We start from the raw sequence: 15,467 nt of genomic DNA, 5'->3' as shown, positions 1-15,467 counted from the left end.
CCTCGCAGGGCTTCAAGGGAAGACCGGGATCAACGGGCTCGGCGGAGACGCGTTCCTGGCGCGGCATCCCGGCGCGGCCGGGCCGCCGGGCAGTCGCCCTGTGGATTGTGGGCACAGAAAAGCGGGGCCGTTCGGTTTCTTTCTTTACCGCTCGCGCCCTAGTTTATGGAGCAGGTTTGGAGACCCCGCCTCGTGCGCTACCCGCCTCAAGTCCTTGAAGAGATCCGCGCCCGGCTGCCGGTTTCGGCTGTCGTGGGCAAGCGCGTGCGTCTTAAGAAAGCGGGGCGGGAATGGCGCGGGCTCTCGCCCTTCAACGCCGAGAAGACGCCGTCCTTCTACGTGAACGACCAGAAGCAGTTCTACCATTGCTTTTCCTCCGGCAAGCACGGCGACATCTTCACCTTCCTCATGGAGACGGAGGGGCTGTCCTTTCCGGAAGCCGTCGAGAGGCTCGCGGGCGAGGCCGGCGTGGCGCTGCCGAAGCCGTCGCGGGAGGACCGGGCCGAGGAGATCAAACGCAAGAGCCTCCACGACGTGATGGAGCTGGCCGCCGAGTTCTTCGAATCCTCGCTCCAGGGCCGGTTCGGCGCCAAGGCGCGGGACTACCTCGCCGGCCGCCGCCTGAGCCGCGAGACGCAAGGACGCTTCCGCATCGGCTATGCGCCGCCGGACCGCTTCGCCCTACGCGACCACCTGGCCTCCAAGGACGTCGCCATCGACATGATGGTCGAGGCCGGGCTTCTCGTGACCGGCGACGACGTGAAGGTCCCTTACGACCGCTTCCGCGACCGGATCATGTTCCCGATCTGCGACATGCGCGGCCGTGTGGTGGCCTTCGGCGGGCGCGCCATGAGCGCCGACGTTCCGGCCAAGTACCTGAACTCGCCGGACACGCCGCTCTTCAACAAGGGACGGCTCCTCTACAACCACCACCTCGCCCGCCAGCCGGCCCACGACAAGGGCACCGTGATCGCGGTCGAGGGCTACGTGGACGTGATTTCGTTGAGCGTCGCGGGCTTTCCCAACGCGGTCGCGCCGCTGGGCACCGCCCTGACCGAGGACCAACTCGCGCTCCTGTGGCGGATGGCCGAGGAGCCGATCCTGTGCTTCGACGGCGACAAGGCCGGGCGGCGGGCGGCCTACCGGGCCCTCGACATCGCCCTGCCGAACCTGACCGCCGGCAAGTCCCTGCGCTTCGCCATCCTGCCCGAGGGTCAGGACCCGGACGACCTCGCCCGCGACGGCGGCGCCCAGGCGGTCGAGCGCGTGCTCGCCTCGGCGCGCCCGCTGGTGGACGTGCTGTGGGGCCGGGAGGTCGAGGCGGGCCCGCTCGACACCCCCGAGCGCCGGGCCGGCCTGGAGCAGAGGTTGCGCGAATCACTGGCGCTGATTCGCGACGAAACCCTCAAGCGCTACTACCGCGAGGAGATCGAGAGCCGAATTTCGGCCCTGAGCCCCGAGCCCCGCGGCGGCCGCTTCAACCGCCAGGGGGGCGGCTCCCGGCGGGACCGGAAGGGGCCCGCCCCCATGTCCCCGGGCGCCCGCATGAGCGTCTCGCCGCTGCTCGCCCGGAGCCCGCTCTTCACCGGCACGACGGCCGAGACGCCCCGCGAGGCTATGATCCTGTGCACCTTCCTGGTGCACCCGGAACTGCTGCATGATCACGTCGAAACCCTTGCTGAGCTTGACATCGAGGGTCGGGCCTCCCAGATGCTGAGGAGCCTGCTGCTCGATGGCGCGGCGGCAGGACACCCCACAGATGCCGCCGTTATGCAGGCCCGTCTCGAACGCGCGGGCCTGACCCAGGCGGCGGAGCGGCTGATGGCGCTCGTCCGCCCCGGCGACCGCTGGATGCTGGAGCCCCACGCGGATCCGTTGCGGCTTGAGGACGCATTGCGGCAGGCGATCACCTTGCATCGCCGCGCCCGCACGTTACATAGCGAACTTCGGGCTGCCGAGCGCGCGCTCGCCGAAGAGGACAATGAGGCCAATCTCGCCTGGCTGCGGGAGGTCCAAAACCAGCTGTCCTCCGTCGAGGGTGCCGAGGCCGACCTGGACAACGGTGTTGTCCACCGTGACCACTGACATTTCATGGTGGGCGCGGCAAAGGTGGAGCGCTGCGGTTGAGCGGGGGATGGTTAACGGTTAGTCAAGCGACTTACTGTTTTATGGTTTGGAAAGACGTTCGGGTGGTAAGGCCTCGTGGCTTTGCCGCCCATTCGCGCATCGATGGTGTTTTGAGGGACGTCGGCGGGGCGCCGGAGTAGAGCAAAAGCATGGCAACCAAGACAACCGAACGGGACGACGGCGAGACGACGGCACCGGAGCAACAGAGCGACGGGCCTCTTCTCGACCTCACCGATGCCGCTGTTCGGCGGATGATCAAGCTCGCGAAGAAGCGTGGCTATGTCACCTACGACGAGCTGAACGAGGTTCTGCCCTCCGAGGAGTTCTCCTCGGAGCAGATCGAGGACGTGCTCGGCCAGCTTTCCGAGATGGGCATCAACGTCGTCGAGGCGGAAGAGGCCGAAGAGGGCCAGCCGGCGGAGGCCGAGGAGGAGGAAGTCGAAGGCGGCGACCTCGTCGAGGCTTCCCAGACCCGCGCCGTCGCGGTGCGCGAGACCACGGCCAAGGAGCCGACCGACCGCACGGACGATCCGGTCCGCATGTACCTGCGCGAGATGGGCTCGGTCGAGCTTCTCTCCCGCGAGGGCGAGATCGCGATCGCCAAGCGCATCGAGGCCGGCCGCGAGGCCATGATCGCGGGGCTCTGCGAGAGCCCGCTGACCTTCCAGGCCATCATCATCTGGCGCGACGAGCTCGTCGAGGGCCGGGTGCTCCTGCGCGACATCATCGATCTCGAGGCGACCTATGCCGGCCCGGACGGCAAGGGCGCGCCCCGCGAGGACATGCCCGACGGCGAGGACGAGCCCGTCGCCGCCGCCGAGGGCGAGGAGCCGACCCCGCCTGAAGGCGAGATGGACGACGACGACCTCGAGAACAACGTGTCGCTCTCGGCCATGGAGGCCGAGCTCAAGCCGCGCGTCCTCGAGACCTTCGACTCCATCGCCGACAACTACAAGAAGCTGCGCCGCCTGCAGGTCGAGCATGTGGAACAGCGCATGCAGAACAAGCAGCTGACGCCCGCCCAGGAGCGCAAGTACAAGACGCTCAAGAGCGACATCGTCACGGCCGTGAAGTCGCTGTCGCTGAACAACAACCGCATCGAGGCCCTGGTCGAGCAGCTCTACGACATCAACAAGCGGCTCATCTCCCATGAGGGCCGCCTGATGCGTCTGGCCGAGAGCCACGGCGTCGCCCGCGACGAGTTCCTCAGGCACTACCAGGGCTGGGAGCTCGACCCGAAATGGGTGCTGCGCGTCTCCAAGCTCGGCGGCCGGGGCTGGAAGGACTTCGTCGCCAAGGCCAAGGACCAGATCCACGACCTGCGCGAGAACATCCACAACCTGGCGAGCGAGACGGGCCTGGAGATCCAGGAGTTCCGCCGCATCGTCATGATGGTGCAGAAGGGCGAGCGCGAGGCCCGTCAGGCCAAGAAGGAGATGATCGAGGCCAACCTGCGTCTCGTGATCTCCATCGCCAAGAAGTACACGAACCGCGGCCTGCAGTTCCTGGACCTGATCCAGGAGGGCAACATCGGCCTCATGAAGGCGGTGGACAAGTTCGAGTACCGGCGCGGCTACAAGTTCTCGACCTACGCCACCTGGTGGATCCGGCAGGCGATCACCCGCTCGATCGCCGACCAGGCCCGCACGATCCGCATCCCGGTGCACATGATCGAGACGATCAACAAGATCGTCCGCACCTCCCGCCAGATGCTGCACGAGATCGGCCGCGAGCCGACCCCGGAGGAACTGGCGGAGAAGCTCGCCATGCCGCTGGAGAAGGTCCGCAAGGTCCTCAAGATCGCCAAGGAGCCGATCTCCCTCGAGACGCCGATCGGCGACGAGGAGGATTCGCACCTCGGCGACTTCATCGAGGACAAGAACGCGATCCTGCCCATCGACGCGGCGATCCAGTCGAACCTGCGCGAGACCACGACCCGCGTGCTGGCGTCCCTCACGCCCCGCGAGGAGCGCGTGCTGCGCATGCGCTTCGGCATCGGCATGAACACCGACCACACCCTCGAGGAGGTCGGCCAGCAGTTCTCGGTGACCCGCGAGCGCATCCGTCAGATCGAGGCCAAGGCCCTGCGCAAGCTCAAGCACCCGTCGCGGAGCCGGAAGCTCAGAAGCTTCCTGGACAACTAGGAACACGAAAGGCGGGCCTCGGGCCCGCCTTTTTCATTTAAGGGCCGGTTGCGCGCCGACTTCGTCAGGCCGGAATCCCGGCCCATCGATCCGTGGCCGTGCTAGCCGCCGCCGATCTCTTCGATGACGATTCCGGTTCCGCCGCAGATCGGGCATTCCTTCTCGCCGAGCTTACCGGTGCCGTTGCATTCCCGGCAGATGTTCTCGCCGGCCCCGGGGGTTCCGACCTCGGCCTGATCGCCAGGGTTGAGCTTCGGCTTCTCGGAAGGGGTCTTCCCGGGCTTTTCGTTGGCCATGACCTCGCTCCATGCTTGTCCAGGGTCACAACGCGGTGCTCGTTCGCCCGGTTGCCTGGGCGGTTCCCTTACCGAAGCCCGAGGGCGCGGTTTCTGGCGCTGGTGATGTGCGCATCCATCGCCGCGATGGCCCGGGCGGGGTCGCGCGTCTCGATCGCCTCGATGATGGACAGGTGCTCCCGCATCACCGGCATGACGAGTGCCTCGGACAGCAGCGTCTGCTCCTGACGGATCAGGCGCACCTTGATGGAGTTCACCCGGTAGGCATCGGCAATGATGGCGTTGCCAAGGGACGAGATGATGGTCCAGTGCAGGTCCCAGTCGACGGCCTGCGCCCGGGCGACCAGGTCGGCGATGTCGCCGCCCTGATGCGCCGCGCTGGCGGCGGCGACGCTTTCGTGTTCCTGCCTCAGCCGCGCCAGGGTCGCGTCGCTGGCCTCCGCCGTGAAGATCGCCACGGCCTCCCGCTCCATGAAGAGCCGGAACTGAAACGCGTCCCGGATCAGGCTCAGGTCCACATGGGCGATCTGCATCCCCCGCTGCGGCACGGTCTTGATGAGGCCTTCGGATTCGAGCCGGGGCACGAGCTCGCGGATGGCGCCGAGCGGCAGGCCGGTCAGTTCGACGAGCTGGCGCTGCGAGATGAACTGCCCCGGCCGGATGTCGCGCGCCAGGAGATGACGCGTGAAGCGGTCGTACGCCTTCTCCCGTAGATTGGTCCCGTCCGCTGCCGGTTCGGCCTTCTCCATTCCGTCGCCCCGTCAATGCGTCTTCGCGGCGAACAATCCGTCGAAGGCGGAACAAAGCCGATCCTGGCCGGCCTTCGGCAAGGTCGCCAAGGGAGCCCGGACCGTGAGCCACGACGCGTCCCCGGTGCGGTGCGCCACCAGGGTTTTCACCGCCGGGATGACCGGATGCCGGAGCACGTCGTCCACGAGCCGGTTGATCCGCTCGTCCCCGTTTCCGTCCCTGGCCAGCGGCAGGAGGGTGCCCGGACACACATTGGCGAGGCCGGAAATGGCCCCCTGGCCACCGCGGCGCACGCCCTCGGCGAGGTAGCGCTCGTCGCCGATCAGGATCGCAAGATCGCCGTGGGCCGCAAGCAGGCGCTGCGTGTAGTCCCAATCCCCCGACGAGTCCTTCACGCCCGTGACGATGCCCGGAAAGGCCTGCTTGAGGCGGCCGATGAGCTCGATCGAAAGGCCGACCTGCGTCACCGAGGGTATGTTGTAGAGGATGACCCCGCGCGCCGCCGGGCCCAGCGCTTCCAGAACTTGGCTGAACCACGAGAAGAGGCCCTCGTCGCTCACGCCCTTGAAATAGAAGGGCGGGGTCAGGAGCAGGCTGCGGCAGCCGAAATCATGCGCCAGCCGCCCCTGATCCAAGGCTTCCTCCACGGCGGACGCCGCCATGCAGAACACCACGTCGCGGCCCTCGACCCCGGCGGCCGCGAGGGCTTCGAGAATCCGTCCACGGGCCGAGGTCGCGATCGACGCGCCTTCCCCGGTGGTGCCGAACACGGTCACGCTCGAACAGCCGTTCTCCAGGCACCAGCGGGCATGATCGCCAAGCTTGGCGAGATCGACCGCACCGTCGGACCGGAAGGGGGTAGTCATGGCGGCCGAGAGGCCGAAGCGGTCGGTGGAGGCGGTCACGCGAGAAATCCCTGGCTTCGGGCCTCCTGCACATGGTGAGGCCCTGCTGATGGCAGCGCTGACATGTTAGTATGCGTTCAGATATTTACAAGCGCGATGACGTCAGGGCAGTATGGTGGAAACAGGGGCGGGTTCGACAATGCCCCGGATCAGCCAACGGGACACGGGAGGACAATGATGCTCGATACATTTACGAGGCGCCTGCTCATCGGGGCGGCTGCGGCCGCCGCCATCACGGGCCTGACGCCGGCCCTCGCGGCCGATCCGGTCAAGCTCCGCATCTCGACGCCGGCCGTCGAGGCGGACTGGCACGCCAAGATGCTGCCGGTGTTCAAGCAGGAGCTGGAGAAGCTCGCGCCGGGCCAGTTCGACGTGGAGATCCACCTGAACGGCACCCTGTTCAAGCAGGGCACGGAGCCAGCCGCCATGCAGCGCGGCAACCTCGAGATGGCGATGATCTCGGCCTTCGACATCTCCAAGCAGATCCCCGAATGGTCCATCTTTACGGCGGGCTACCTGCTGCGCGATCCCGAGCATCAGACCAAGGTGTTCGACAGCGACATCGGCAAGGAGATGTATGGCCTCGTCGAGGACAAGATGAACATCAAGGTGCTCAGCGTAGGCTATCTGGGCACGCGCCAGCTCAACCTCCGGACCGAGAAGGAGGTGAAGACCCCGGCGGACCTCGCCGGCGTGAAGCTGCGCATGCCGGGCTCCGACACCTGGCTCTTCCTCGGCAAGGCGCTCGGCGCCAACCCGCTGCCGGTCGCCTTCGGCGAGATCTATACGGCCCTGCAAACCGGCGCGATCGACGGTCAGGACAATCCGCTGCCCACGGTCCGCGCGGCGAAGTTCTACGAGGTCACCAAGCAGATCGTGCTGACCGACCATCTCGTGGACGCGATCTTCCTCTCCATGTCCGGCTCCGCCTGGAAGAAGCTCGACGACAAGCAGAAGGACGCGGTGATGAGCGCCGCCAAGGCGGCCGTCCGTTACAACAACGAGAACCGGATCAAGGAGGAGGCCGAGCTCGCCAGCTTCTTCAAGGAGCAGGGACTGAAGGTCTACAAGCCCGACGTCGAAGCCTTCCGCAGCCACGTTCAGAAGGTCTACCTCGAGTCGGAGCTGTCGAAGGCCTGGCCGAAGGGCATGGTCGAGCGGGTGAACGCCATCAAGTAGGGCCGTCTCCGGTCACCGAGCCGTGTCCCGCATGACTCGTGCGGGACACGTTCGAGGAAACATCGCCATCCGGCCGCCGGCGCGCATGCGGCGGCCGCACCGGACGTCGCCCTGCGCGCCACGTCGAAACCGCGAGCTTCATTGCATGCAGTCCCTTCGCTCCCGTCTGCGTCTTCTGGCCGAATGGGTCACGGCGATCCTGTTCGTGGCGATGTTCGCCGCATTCCTGCTCCAGGTCTTCACGCGCTACGTCCTCAACAGCCCCGTCGCCTGGACGCAGGAATTCGTGCTGATCGTCTACATCTGGATCGTGTTCTGGTGCGGGGCGTTCCTGTTGCGCGAGCGGGAGCACATCACGTTCGACATGGTGTTCGTCTCCCTGCCTCCCGGCCCACGGCGCGTGCTTGCTGTCATCCTGACGCTCATCACGCTGGCGGCCTTCGTCGCCGCCCTGCCCGGAACGGTCGACTACATCAGCTTCATGAAGATCGAGAAAAGTCCCGTCATGGGCATACGCTTCGATCTGCTCTACTCGATCTTCGCCGTCTTCGCGATCGCGGTGGCCGTCGGCGCCTTGATGCGTCTGCGGCGCCTTCTCGGCCGGTCCTGGCGGGATGAGCTCAAGACCGAAGGGGAGATCGAGCCGTGAGCACCGTTTTCATTCTCACGCTGGTCGCGTTCTTCGGGCTCGCCTTGCTGGGCATGCCGGTCGCGTTCGCCATGTTCGTCGCGTCGATCGGATACCTGCTGGCGACCGGACGGGACATGGGCCTGTTCGGCGAGCAGATCCTCAACGGCCTCTACGATTCCTTCGTGCTCCTTGCCGTCCCGCTCTTCATCCTCGCGGCCAACATCATGAACGCCAGCGGCGTGTCCGACCGCCTCTTCATGTTCTGCCAGGCGCTCGTCGGCCGGTTCCGGGGCGGTCTGGCGCAGGTCGACATTCTCGTCAGCATCATCTTCTCGGGCATGTCGGGCTCGGCGATCGCGGACGCGGCCGGGCCTGGAAAGCTCGTCACGCAGATGATGATCAAGCAGGGCCGCATCCCGCCGGGATTCGCGGCCTCGGTAGCGGCATCCTCCGCCACGATCGGACCGATCATCCCGCCGTCGATCCCGATGGTGATCTATGCGGTCGTGTCGGACACGTCCGTCGGATACCTGTTCCTCGGCGGCATCATCCCGGGGCTCATCATGGGACTAGCCCAGATGGCGCTCGTCGGTTTCGTGGCCCGGACGCGGAATTTCCCGCGCGGCGAGGGCATCCCCCTGCGCGAGCTGCCGCGGACGACGTACCGCGCCTTCCCGGCGCTGCTCATGCCGGTGATCCTGCTCTACTGCATCTACGGCGGCGCCACGACGCCGACCGAGGCGGCGGCGATCGCGGCCGCCTACGCGCTCATCCTGGCGGTCTTCTTCTATCGGGAATTCTCCTGGAAGCAGGCCTTCGAGGTCGTGGTGGAATCGAGCCGGGCGACGAGCGTCGTGGCGCTCCTCATCGCGGGTGCGCTCATCCTCAACTACATCGTCGCCTCGGAGCGCCTGCCCGAACAGGTCGCGCGCCTTCTCGATGGCCTCGACGTCTCCCCGCTCGTCTTCCTGCTCCTCGTCAATCTGCTGTTCCTGCTGCTCGGCTGCCTGTTCGACGCCACAACGCTCCTGCTCGTCATCGTTCCGCTGTTCCTGCCCGCGGCCCGCGCGCTCGGCATCGACCTGGTGCATTTCGGCGTCGTCATCGTGGTGAACATCATGATCGGGCTCATCACGCCGCCCTATGGGGTGCTGCTGTTCGTCATGAGCGGCCTGACCGGCATCCCCCTGCGCGACATCATCCGGGAGATCTGGGCCTTTATCGCAATCCTGATCGCCGCCCTTCTGCTGATGATCCTCGTGCCGGACGTGGTGCTCTGGCTGCCGAAGTACTTTGGGTACAAGGGATAGGGGAGCGCCCGTCCCATCGGGGTACCCCGGAATGCGCTCATCCCATCGGCATCGTCAGAAGAACGGCTGCGAGCATCAGGACGGCGCATGAGACGAGCACCCCCAGGAGGATCGCTTGAGGCCTCTCATGCTGCCTCTGCACGTGAACCCTGTGTTTCCGCGACATGGCCGGTTTCCTCCCGCAGGGAATATCGCAGCGACGCTTCGTCTCCATCCTACGCTCTTTGCCGCCGCGCATCCACTTTCCGGACCGCTGTCACCGGACGTGGCAGAACTTTGGCCCTGGCCGATTGTTGCCGGAATTGTCTGTTGAGGTCCCTCCCGTTGCTTGTCGCGTTCGCGCTTCCGACCGTGCGTACCTGATCGGAATCGAAAATTCCTCCAACGGCGCCCGTCGCGTTCGACGATGCAGCCAAGGTGCACTCGCCATGATCGAGCCGAGGAAAGACCATCGTGACGTGAGCCATTCGTGGCGCCATCTCCTGCCTTCCGCCATCGGCCGGGACGACTGGCGTCGGACGGCCTGGGCGGCCGCTCTCGCCGGGATGCTGCTCGGCTCACCATCGGCCGCCATTGCCGCGGAGGCGTCGGAAACGCGGCCGGCGACGACCGACACTCAGCCCGACAAGCTCGATCGGAACTGGAGCGCGATGCTCCAGGCCATGATGACCTCCGACGAGCGACGGCAGCTCATGGACGAGCTGCGGGAGCTGGTCCGGCAGGATGACCGGGCGGGTGCGAAGCGCCTGCTGTCGACGGCGATCGAGATGGGCGCTCTCGCCGTCACGATCATCGACCACGTGGACGATCCGGATCTGCGCGACGCGCTGAAGGCTCTGGCCCTCGAAGGACAGGGCGCTGCCCCCCGCCCGCAATCGTCCGAGGAGCCGGCAAGCAGCGGGGACGACCGGGCCGAGCTGAACGAGGCGCTTCAGCAGGAGCGCAGCCGGGCCGAGACGGCGCTGCAGGAGTTGAGGTCCACGCAGGAGCAGCTCGCCGCCGCAAAAGCAGGCGAGGCGAGGGCCGCCGAGTTTGAGAAGCGTTTGGGTTCGGAAGTGGAGCGGGCCGACGCCGCCGTCCGGGAGCGGGAGAACCTGCAAGGACAACTCGCCGACATGAAGGACGCCGTGGCGCGGGCGGCCGGGTTCGAGAGCGCCGCCTTGCGCGAGAAGGAGCGCGCGGATGCCATGCAGTCCGAGCTGGCGGCTCTTCAGAACCGCCTCGCGTCCGCGGAAGCGGCTGCTTCGGAAGCCGCCGCCCTCAAGGATGCGTTGCAGCAGGAAAAGGAGAAAACGGCCGCGGCGGCCCGCCAGGCGGAAAGCGTGGAGGCGCAGCTCTCGTCGCTGCGCGCCGCCGATTCCCGCGCGACCGAACTTCAAGCCGCCCTGGACCAGGAAAGGACGCAGTCCGCTTCCCTGGCTCAGGACCTGCAGGCGGCCCGCGAGCAGCTCATGACCGTCAGGACGAGCGAGTCCAAGGGGGCGGACGCGGCCCGGGAGCTGGAAGCCGCGAAGGGGCAGCTCGCTCTCCTCAAGGCGTCGGAGATCAAGGCCGTTCAGCTCAAGGATGCCGTCGAGCGCGAAAAGGGACGGGCCGAGGCGGCGCTGCGGGAACGCGACGCCGCGCAGGCGCAGCTGACGCAGGCCAGAACCGATGCGGCGGCATCGGCCCAATCGAAAGCCGACCTCGTGCGCGAACAGGAGCGAGCCTCCGTGCTGGCGCGCGACCTGGACGCCACGAAGGCACAACTCGCCTCGCTGAAGGCCGGCGACGCGAGGGCGGTCGAGGCCGAGCGCGCGGCGGCGCGTGAAAAGGAAAGAGCCGACGCAGCCGTCCGGCAGTCGGCTGCCCTGCAGGACCAGCTTGCGGCGCTCAGGGCGCAGGTATCCAGAGCCGGCGAGCTTCGGACGGCGCTGGAGCAGGAGAAGGGCAGGGCCGACACGGCTCTTCGCGAGCTGAGCGCGGCACGGGCGCAACTGGCCGCCGTCCAATCCAGTGATGCCAAGGCGGCGGACCTGAAAGTGGCGCTTCAGCGCGAGACCGAAAGGGCCGCAGCCGCCGCCCGGGATGTGGAGGCCTTGAACAGGCTGCTGAGCGTGGTCAGGTCCGACGACGGAGCGGCAGTGGAGCTGGACAAGGCACTCGCCCGGGAGAAGGCGCAGACCCAAGCCCTTGCCCGCCAGCTCGAAGCTGCGAACAGGCAGATCGCGGTTCTCGGAAACCGGTCGGATGCCACGCCGGCCACGCTTCTGTTCCAGGTGCCGATGCTGCTTCCCCGGCGCCCGGAGGGCTTGGAGCCTCGCCTGCGTGACGACAAGCGCAGGGAGGCGCCTCCAAACGTTGCACCTCTTCCGGCGCCCCCGAAGGCGGAGGCGCCCGCCGCGACGCCCGGCAAAGCGACAGCCGCTCTTCCGCGGACCACGAGAGAGCAGATGAGGCCCGAGCCGATAAAGCCAGAGCCGCCGAAGCCCCCGGTCAGCCCTGCGAGAGGAACGGCCGATAGCCAGGCCAGGGCGGCTGACAGGATCAGCCCACCTCGCCGGGCGCCGGCGCGGGAGCCCGACGCGGTTCCGACCGCGCGCAACATCCGGCTGCCGGCGGTTCTTCTGCCTGCCGGCGAGTTCTGGGACTACGAGTGACGGGAGAGCTCCGGCCGCGTGCACAGCGGTTCGACCTGACCGACGGACGATCCGACAGGCTGCGACTTCGGACTACTCCCGGAGTCGATACGACCTGCTTTGCCTTGACGGTCCGGTCACCCGACCCGATGCTCGATCACGAGACGCTTGAATTCGCCTATTGCCGTTCGCGGCAGGCACCCGGGCGCAGCCCGATCCTGGACGCCCTGAGGGGGGTGCCCAGGTCCGCTCCGCTCGATATCACGCCAGCGTTGCGTCGCCTGGGCGGAAGGAACCGGAGCCCAAGCCCCTAACCGGTTGCACACACGGACTGGGCAGCGGTCGTCTGGAGGGATCATGCATCGGCTATCACTGATATCGGTCCTCGCGGTCGTCCTGCTGTCCGTTCAGCCCGTCCTGTCCAAGGGCGGCGGGAACGGAGGAGGCGATGGCGGCGGCAGTGCCGGCGACGGCGGCGGCAGAGGCGGCGGGAAGGGGGGAGGCGATAGCGGTCCCGGCGATGGCGGCGGCAAGGGCGGCGGGAAGGGCGACAGCGGCAGCGATGCCGGCGGCGGCAAGGGCGACGGAAAAGGCGGCGGCGGCAACGGTCCAGGCGGACGCGGTGGGCCGGATGGCGCAGGCGACAAGGGAGCCGGGGCGTCCGGCGGCGGTCTCGGCGGAGCCTTGGGCGGCGCGCTGGGGGGCGCTCTTGGCGGACTGGGCGAAAGTCTGGGCGGAAGCCTCGGCGGTGGGCCGGGCGGCGGAAAGGGGAGCGGGTCCGCCGGCGGCAGCATCGGGGGCGGCTCCGGCGGCCGGAACGGCGGGAACGGAAATGCAAGCCCCGGAGCCATTGGTGGAAGCCTTGGCACCACAAGCGGGGGCGGGCCCGGCGCTGCCGGTGGCAGCGCGCCCGGCAGGAACGGCGGTTCGGCCGTTTCGGGTACTCCGGCATCGGCAACGGCCCCGTCGCCTGCTTCGCCGGCCGCGGCATCGCCGAGCATGTCGGGCACGTCCGCGGCACACGGTGCCGCTCCGGCCGCAGCCCAGCAGGCGCCATCGAATGTGCCGGTCGCCACCGTCAGGCCGGCACCGGCCTCGCTCAGCCCCGGGAGAGCGTCCGACGTGGAGCTGCCGGCAACACTGATCCCTCTGCCTGGAGGATCAGAGACGGCGCCGGGCGTCGTTACGACCAGATCACCGAGGGCGTCCGCGGTTGCCGCAGCTCCCCTGATCCCTAGGAGCGGAACGCCTCTCGAGATCGTCCAGGCCTGCCGCACATCCATCGTGATGGCGGCGCTTCCCTATGGGGCCGTCCGGGTGGATGCGGCCAGCGCCGGGACGGCGAACCGCACGCGCGACGGCGGGTTCACGGCGCCCATCACGGTCAGGGTCGTCTATGCCCGGGCCAATACGAGTCAGACGCGCCAGTCCCGCATCGCGTGCCAGCTGAACTCCGCCGGCGCCGTGGTGGCTCTGCGCGGGTGACGAATGCGCGCGGTCGATCTTCCGGGCCTGCGCGATCGTCCATGCCCGCCGATCACACAGCCTTGTCCCGCGCTGTTTCCGGCCGGGTGCGCGTGATATGATCGGCGACGTGCTCTCGACCATGCCGGGAGGCAGACATGTACGTGGTGATCCGGAAGTTCGCCCACATGCGTTCGGTGCCGGAGGCGGCCCGCCGCGCCGAGAGCGGAATCGGACAATTGATGAGGCAGGCGCCGGGCTTCCACGGCTATTACGTCTTCGACGCAGGCAACGGCGTCGCCGGGTCGATCACCCTGTTCGAGAGCCGCGAGACAGCCGTCGCGGCCAATGACAAGGCGCTTGCCTGGATCCGTGCGAGCCTCGCCGACCTGATCCAGGGGGAGCCCGAGATCACGTCCGGCGAGGTCCTGGTCGCGGTCGAGCCCTGATCCCTAATGTCCCTCCTGGGCCTGCATGGCCTCGACGCGGATCTCTTCCGTGAGCTGCGCTTTCAGGCCGGAGAATTCCGGGCTCGTCTTCATCCTGTAGTGGCGCGGATGCGGCAGGTCGACCGGGATGTCCGCCTTGATCCGGCCCGGCCGCGCCGTCATGACGATCACCCGCGAGGCGAGGAAGATCGCCTCCTCGATGTCGTGCGTCACGAACAGCACGGTCTTGCGTTCGCGCTCCCAGATGCCGAGCAGCAATTCCTGCATGAGCGAGCGGGTCTGGTTGTCCAGGGCCCCGAACGGCTCGTCGAGGAGCAGGATGGCCGGGTCGTTCGCCAGCGCCCGGGCGATGGCGGTGCGCTGCTGCATGCCGCCGGAAAGCTGCTTGGGGTAGTGGTGCTCGAAGCCGCGCAAGCCCACCTTTTCCGTGTAGGACGCGACGATGTCCGCCCGATCGGATTTCGGAACGCCCTTCTCGCTCAGGCCGTATGCGATGTTCTCGGCGATCGTCAGCCAGGGGAACAGGGTGTAGGACTGGAACACCATGCCCCGGTCGGCGCCGGGCCCCTTGATCTCGCGGCCTTCGAGAAGGACGCGCCCCGCGCTCGGGCGGTCGAGGCCGGCCACGATGCGCAAAAGGGTGGATTTCCCGCAGCCGGACGGCCCGAGAATGGTGATGAAGTCGTTGCGCGCGACCGCGAGGTTCGTCGGCTCGAGCGCCCGCACCGGCTCCCCGCCGCGCATGCCCGGAAACACGCGCGATACGTTCTCGACGCTGAGGATCGTGTTCGTCATGCGAGTCGCCAGGGGAAGAGCGCCCGGTTGAGGGCCTTGAACAGGAAATCGGAGATCAGCCCGATGACGCCGATCACGATGATGCCGAAGATCATCTGACCCGTCGCCATGAGGGCCTGGCTGTCGATGATCATGTGGCCGATGCCGGACGAGGAGCCGATGAGCTCCGCCACGATCACGTAGGTCCAGGCCCAGCCGAGCACGAGCCTCAGGATCTCGGCGATCTCGGGCGCATTCGACGGGAGCAGGACGCGCCTGACGATGCCCATGTCGGTGGAGCCCAGCGTGTAGGCGGCCTCCACGAGATCGCGGCGCGTGTTGCCGACGGCCACAGCGACCATCAAGATGATCTGGAAGAACGAGCCGATGAAGATGACGAGGAGCTTCTGCAGCTCGCCGATGCCAGCCCACAGGATCAGCAGGGGCACGAAGGCGGAGGCCGGCAGGTAGCGCGCGAAGGAGACGAAGGGTTCGAGAAACGCCTCGAAGGGCTTGTAGGCGCCCATCATCACGCCGATCGGCACGGCGATGAGGGCGGCCATCACGAATCCGCCGACCACCCGCCAGACCGTCACGCCGATATCGCCCATGAAGCCGAACCGGGTGAGGAGAAGCCAGCCGTCCTGCATCATGGTGACGGGATCGGCCAGGAAGGTCTTCGACACGAAGCCGCCGAGCGTCGCCACCGACCAAGCGACCACGAAGACGACGAAGAAGGAGATGCCGAGGGCGATGCGTGCACCCTGGCCGACAGGTTCGAGAGGACGAGGCATGAATGATCTGTTCTGTCGCCCGAACC

At 67.5% G+C, this 15,467-nt stretch carries 13 protein-coding genes; 8 read left to right on the top strand and 5 right to left on the bottom strand.

The window, feature by feature from the left end:
- Window positions 1–192: 192 nt before the first annotated feature.
- Together dnaG and rpoD are read left to right on the top strand one after the other, a co-directional pair.
- Complete coding sequence (gene dnaG / locus DES45_RS10890) at window positions 193–2,085, top strand: DNA primase (protein ID WP_114770044.1); 1,893 nt, start codon at window positions 193–195, stop codon at window positions 2,083–2,085.
- Window positions 2,086–2,276: 191 nt separating this feature from the next.
- Window positions 2,277–4,271, top strand: coding sequence for an RNA polymerase sigma factor RpoD (gene rpoD, locus DES45_RS10885; RefSeq protein WP_114770043.1), 1,995 nt, complete (start codon window positions 2,277–2,279; stop codon window positions 4,269–4,271).
- 101 nt (window positions 4,272–4,372) lie between these two features.
- Here the strand turns inward: rpoD and DES45_RS10880 are convergent, their stop codons facing one another.
- The 3 genes from DES45_RS10880 to DES45_RS10870 form a co-directional block, all read right to left on the bottom strand.
- Window positions 4,373–4,567 (bottom strand): hypothetical protein, encoded by a 195-nt coding sequence (locus tag DES45_RS10880; RefSeq protein WP_114770042.1) that lies wholly within the window; start codon window positions 4,565–4,567, stop codon window positions 4,373–4,375.
- Between the two features lie 68 nt (window positions 4,568–4,635).
- Complete coding sequence (locus DES45_RS10875) at window positions 4,636–5,316, bottom strand: GntR family transcriptional regulator (RefSeq protein WP_114770041.1); 681 nt, start codon at window positions 5,314–5,316, stop codon at window positions 4,636–4,638.
- A gap of 12 nt (window positions 5,317–5,328) precedes the next feature.
- Entirely contained in the window at window positions 5,329–6,222 is an 894-nt protein-coding gene (locus DES45_RS10870; protein WP_114770040.1) for a dihydrodipicolinate synthase family protein, read from the bottom strand.
- Between the two features lie 174 nt (window positions 6,223–6,396).
- On the opposite strand from DES45_RS10870, the gene DES45_RS10865 reads away from it, so the two are divergent.
- The 6 genes from DES45_RS10865 to DES45_RS10840 all read left to right on the top strand — a co-directional run bounded on the left by DES45_RS10865 (window position 6,397) and on the right by DES45_RS10840 (window position 13,873).
- Window positions 6,397–7,401, top strand: coding sequence for a sialic acid TRAP transporter substrate-binding protein SiaP (locus DES45_RS10865; protein WP_342633520.1), 1,005 nt, complete (start codon window positions 6,397–6,399; stop codon window positions 7,399–7,401).
- A 145-nt stretch (window positions 7,402–7,546) separates the two neighbouring features.
- Window positions 7,547–8,050 carry a TRAP transporter small permease gene (locus DES45_RS10860; protein ID WP_170151463.1) on the top strand — a complete coding sequence of 168 codons (504 nt, stop codon included), beginning with the start codon at window positions 7,547–7,549 and terminating at the stop codon, window positions 8,048–8,050.
- On the top strand, window positions 8,047–9,342 hold the full coding sequence (locus DES45_RS10855) for a TRAP transporter large permease (RefSeq protein WP_114770037.1): 1,296 nt from the start codon (window positions 8,047–8,049) through the stop codon (window positions 9,340–9,342). Before DES45_RS10860 ends, DES45_RS10855 begins: the two co-directional genes overlap by 4 nt.
- Before the next feature lie 428 nt (window positions 9,343–9,770).
- A complete protein-coding gene (locus tag DES45_RS10850) occupies window positions 9,771–11,981 on the top strand; it encodes a coiled-coil domain-containing protein (RefSeq protein WP_114770036.1) in 2,211 nt (736 codons plus the stop codon).
- Between the two features lie 336 nt (window positions 11,982–12,317).
- Window positions 12,318–13,445, top strand: coding sequence for a hypothetical protein (locus DES45_RS10845; RefSeq protein WP_114770035.1), 1,128 nt, complete (start codon window positions 12,318–12,320; stop codon window positions 13,443–13,445).
- A gap of 137 nt (window positions 13,446–13,582) precedes the next feature.
- Window positions 13,583–13,873 carry a hypothetical protein gene (locus tag DES45_RS10840; RefSeq protein WP_114770034.1) on the top strand — a complete coding sequence of 97 codons (291 nt, stop codon included), beginning with the start codon at window positions 13,583–13,585 and terminating at the stop codon, window positions 13,871–13,873.
- A gap of 3 nt (window positions 13,874–13,876) precedes the next feature.
- Here the strand turns inward: DES45_RS10840 and DES45_RS10835 are convergent, their stop codons facing one another.
- Both DES45_RS10835 and DES45_RS10830 read right to left on the bottom strand, forming a co-directional pair.
- Complete coding sequence (locus tag DES45_RS10835) at window positions 13,877–14,668, bottom strand: ABC transporter ATP-binding protein (RefSeq protein WP_114770033.1); 792 nt, start codon at window positions 14,666–14,668, stop codon at window positions 13,877–13,879.
- The gene (locus DES45_RS10830) at window positions 14,665–15,441 is read right to left on the bottom strand and encodes an ABC transporter permease (protein ID WP_114770032.1); all 777 of its coding nucleotides are present in this window, start codon (window positions 15,439–15,441) and stop codon (window positions 14,665–14,667) included. The genes DES45_RS10835 and DES45_RS10830 overlap by 4 nt, the downstream gene beginning before the upstream one ends.
- Window positions 15,442–15,467 lie beyond the last annotated feature (26 nt).

The sequence above is a fragment of the Microvirga subterranea genome, from assembly GCF_003350535.1.
In the GTDB taxonomy this organism is placed as follows: Bacteria; Pseudomonadota; Alphaproteobacteria; order Rhizobiales; family Beijerinckiaceae; genus Microvirga; species Microvirga subterranea.
This window is presented reverse-complemented; position numbering and strand designations above follow the sequence as displayed.

Bases quoted from the DNA above. Each gene is read 5' to 3' on its own strand.
- rpoD (WP_114770043.1), top strand. From the start codon at position 2,277: ATGGCAACCAAGACAACCGAACGGGACGACGGCGAGACGACGGCACCG.
- DES45_RS10880 (WP_114770042.1), bottom strand. From the start codon at position 4,567: ATGGCCAACGAAAAGCCCGGGAAGACCCCTTCCGAGAAGCCGAAGCTC.
- DES45_RS10875 (WP_114770041.1), bottom strand. From the start codon at position 5,316: ATGGAGAAGGCCGAACCGGCAGCGGACGGGACCAATCTACGGGAGAAG.
- DES45_RS10865 (WP_342633520.1), top strand. From the start codon at position 6,397: ATGATGCTCGATACATTTACGAGGCGCCTGCTCATCGGGGCGGCTGCG.
- DES45_RS10860 (WP_170151463.1), top strand. From the start codon at position 7,547: ATGCAGTCCCTTCGCTCCCGTCTGCGTCTTCTGGCCGAATGGGTCACG.
- DES45_RS10850 (WP_114770036.1), top strand. From the start codon at position 9,771: ATGATCGAGCCGAGGAAAGACCATCGTGACGTGAGCCATTCGTGGCGC.
- DES45_RS10845 (WP_114770035.1), top strand. From the start codon at position 12,318: ATGCATCGGCTATCACTGATATCGGTCCTCGCGGTCGTCCTGCTGTCC.
- DES45_RS10840 (WP_114770034.1), top strand. From the start codon at position 13,583: ATGTACGTGGTGATCCGGAAGTTCGCCCACATGCGTTCGGTGCCGGAG.
- DES45_RS10835 (WP_114770033.1), bottom strand. From the start codon at position 14,668: ATGACGAACACGATCCTCAGCGTCGAGAACGTATCGCGCGTGTTTCCG.
- DES45_RS10830 (WP_114770032.1), bottom strand. From the start codon at position 15,441: ATGCCTCGTCCTCTCGAACCTGTCGGCCAGGGTGCACGCATCGCCCTC.